This is a genomic window from Xanthomonas nasturtii, assembly GCF_001660815.1.
GTDB lineage: Bacteria > Pseudomonadota > Gammaproteobacteria > Xanthomonadales > Xanthomonadaceae > Xanthomonas > Xanthomonas nasturtii.
This window is the reverse complement of record NZ_LYMI01000071.1, coordinates 1-2,852: the sequence shown is the minus strand read 5'-3', so window position 1 is coordinate 2,852 and position 2,852 is coordinate 1. Positions and strand designations below refer to the sequence as shown.

3 protein-coding genes and 2 pseudogenes are annotated in these 2,852 nt (G+C 63.9%); 4 read left to right on the top strand and 1 reads right to left on the bottom strand.

Annotated features, from left to right (window positions below):
• Positions 1-93, top strand: a 93-nt coding sequence (locus tag A7D16_RS22125; protein ID WP_147308587.1) for an IS3 family transposase, incomplete at its 5' end; no start/stop codon positions are given.
• Positions 94-454: 361 nt separating this feature from the next.
• Here A7D16_RS22125 and A7D16_RS19440 read toward each other — a convergent pair.
• Positions 455-1,159 (bottom strand): HAD family hydrolase, encoded by a 705-nt coding sequence (locus A7D16_RS19440; protein WP_064634864.1) that lies wholly within the window; start codon positions 1,157-1,159, stop codon positions 455-457.
• 214 nt (positions 1,160-1,373) lie between these two features.
• On the opposite strand from A7D16_RS19440, the gene A7D16_RS19435 reads away from it, so the two are divergent.
• From A7D16_RS19435 to A7D16_RS22720, 3 genes and pseudogenes are all read left to right on the top strand, one after another.
• On the top strand, positions 1,374-2,183 hold the full coding sequence (locus tag A7D16_RS19435; RefSeq protein ID WP_064634865.1) for an ankyrin repeat domain-containing protein: 810 nt from the start codon (positions 1,374-1,376) through the stop codon (positions 2,181-2,183).
• Positions 2,184-2,256: 73 nt separating this feature from the next.
• A pseudogene (locus A7D16_RS19430) lies at positions 2,257-2,673 on the top strand (XVIPCD domain-containing protein); the annotation flags it as partial.
• Positions 2,674-2,715: 42 nt separating this feature from the next.
• Positions 2,716-2,852 (top strand): annotated as a pseudogene (locus tag A7D16_RS22720) (IS5/IS1182 family transposase); the annotation flags it as partial.

The window sequence follows — 2,852 nt, the reverse complement described above, 5'->3', positions numbered from 1 at the left end:
TACATCAGGTACTACAACGAAGACCGGATCAAGTTGAAATTGAACGGCCTGAGCCCGGTAAAGTACCGGCAACAGGCCGAGCTAGCTGTCTGATCGCCCAACTGTCCAGCTTTTGGGGGTCACTTCATAGACGGGTTAACGGCGTGTCCCGCGAGCGGTGAGGACACCGCGCCCTCGACCGAGGCTGCGCGTTTGCTGCAGGGCCCTTGCCCGCACACCATCGCAGGACACGCTACAAGTACGTCCTTGTAGCTCTGGCGCAGCATCCGTGCCGCTCAAGGTCCTGCAACGGTGAGCGTGCAAGGGCCAGTGATGATGGTCGGTGCGCAACGTTTTCAACAAGCAACCAGCAAACCGCGACGTGCTGTCCTCGAAGTGGTCGGACAGCGCCGCAGGTCAACTGCAGCGTGCAGCTCGCGCATTGGCTGCGCCCGCTACCCACCGAACGGGTGACTCAACCAGCGCGCTTTTGCGCCAACCGCGCGAACAACGCAGGCAAATCACGCATCTCATCGAACACCTCAAGCACACCGATGCGGCGCAGGGTGTCGCCATGGCCCGGCGGAATGTGGCTGGCACCGGTAAACCCCAGTACCTGCATGCCTGCCGCCACGGCCGCCGTCGCGCCGGTGGGGCTGTCTTCGATGACCAGGCAACGCTCCGGCGCCACTCCGGCTGCGCGCGCGGCCAGCAGATAGACATCCGGTGCCGGCTTGGGTCGCTCCACCATGTCGGCACTGAAAATACGTCCCGCCGCACGCGCGGTGAGCCCGGCCCGTTCCACCGACGCGATGACATTGTGACGCCGGCTGTTGGATGCTACCGCCAACGGCAGCGGAATCTGTTCCAGCGCCTCGCGCACGCCGGCAATCGGCTGCACCTGCGCCTGGATCAACGCCTCGCTGCGCGCCTGGATCTGCGCTAGCAAGGTCTCCGGCAACTGCAGCGCAAAGCGCTCTTCCACCCGCCGCAACACCTCGCGTGTGGTCTGCCCGAAGGTGGTTTCCAGCAGATGTTCCAGCGGCTCGCCTGGCACGAAAGCCGCCAGCGCTTCACGCATCACCCGGTCGGCCAATATTTCGCTGTCGACAAGAACGCCATCGCAGTCACTGATCAGTAGCTCGTACGCCATTGCACCCATCTGCTCGCAAAGCGCCATTATGCCGGCCGGGATGTGACCGTCGGCTGTGGGGGGCGGCACCGTGGCGTACGGGTAGCGCGTGCACTACCGCGCACCTGCGCTGTCTGCGCCACCCACGCAGCCGGCCCCAAGCATGAGACCAACCCCAGGTCACTTCCCCAACGCCCGTGTCACGAAATCTTTCCGCCCGCGATGTTTGCAGCTGCTAGCATTCGGCCGGCTGTGGCGGGACATGCCGCAGCGTCATCAGGAATGCGCTCAGGAGAAGGAGATTTCGATGCAACCGCGATTCCCCGCCCTGCTCGTTCTTGCGACCTCGTTTTTCGCGGTCTCATGCACTGCCTCGCCCGGTGCCAAGGAGCAAACCACCATGTCAGCTACGCTGCAGGACCACGCCGTCGCCTTCCGCGACCCCACTCTGACCGAGATCGCCAAGGCCATCGCGCACGGGGATGTCGCCCGGATCAAGGCACTTGCCCCCACCGTCGATCTTGCCGCGCACGGCGATCAACACGTCACCTTGCTCGAGTGGGCGATCTGGAACGAACAACCGCGTGCACTGGCCGCCTTACTCGACGCAGGCGCCGACCCATCGTTGCCTGGCATGGACCAGGAAACGGTCGTGCACATGGCCGCCATGGCGCAGGACCCGGAGTATCTGCAGATCCTGTTGCAGCACAAGGCGCCGATCGATGTCGTCAGCGCGCGCGCGGGCTGGACGCCGCTGTTTCGTGCGGTGCAGAGCAAGCGCGATGCGCAGATCGATGTGTTGATCAAGGCCGGTGCGGATGTGCAGCGCCTCGACCATACCGGCAACAGCGTGCTGCATCTGGCAGCGCAAAGCGGCGCGGCCAGCCCCGCAGTGCTCAGGCTGCTCGAGGCCGGCGTCGATCCAACGCTGCGCAATGCCCAGCAGAAGACCTTTCAGGCGTATTTCTTCACTACCCCGGATCGCCTGCTCAATGCCAGCGGCCAGCAGGTCAGGTCGGACGTGCGCGCGTGGTTGAGCGCGCACAATATTGCCGCAGAAAGCAGCCCCTAAGCGCGCTTTCCGCATGACGAACGCAAGGTGCCGCGCATGAGCCCGTCAGAATCCACTTCTTCTTCCACCCCGGGATTCGGTGATGAAAGCCCAGGACATGCAGTCGCCGGCACAGGCGCAAGGCACGCAATTGCAACCAGGCAGCCAGCTGTTCAACGACGCAGTGGTGCAGCTTGACGGGCAACGCGAGCGCCTGGGATTGCGCGATGACACGGCGTTTCTCAACACCGCCGCCAGCGTGGCCGCGCGTGCGGGCAGCGATGGCCTGCAGCGTATCGATCATCTGGTCCCGAACCGCGATGGCGACAGCCTGATCGCAGTGCAGGGCCGCATGGACGACCCGGCCCATCTGCGCAGCCATGTGCAGACGGCATCCGCAGCCAACGAGCCGGCGCAGACCAATGTCAGCCAGTTGCAACAGCACACCCAGCAACACACCCAGCAGCCGGCGCACCCGCAGGAAGAACAGCGTCGGGTGATTCAGCAGTAAGAACCTGTTCACGATCTTCGCAGATCAGTGCAGACTATGCGGATGCGCCAAAAGACCTATCCGAGTGACATGAGCCGGGAGCAGTTCGCACACGTGCTGCCGATCCTGGAACAAGCGCGCAAGCGCACCAAGCCACGCCGTGTGGATTTATATGAGGTGTGGTGCGCAGTGTTGTACGT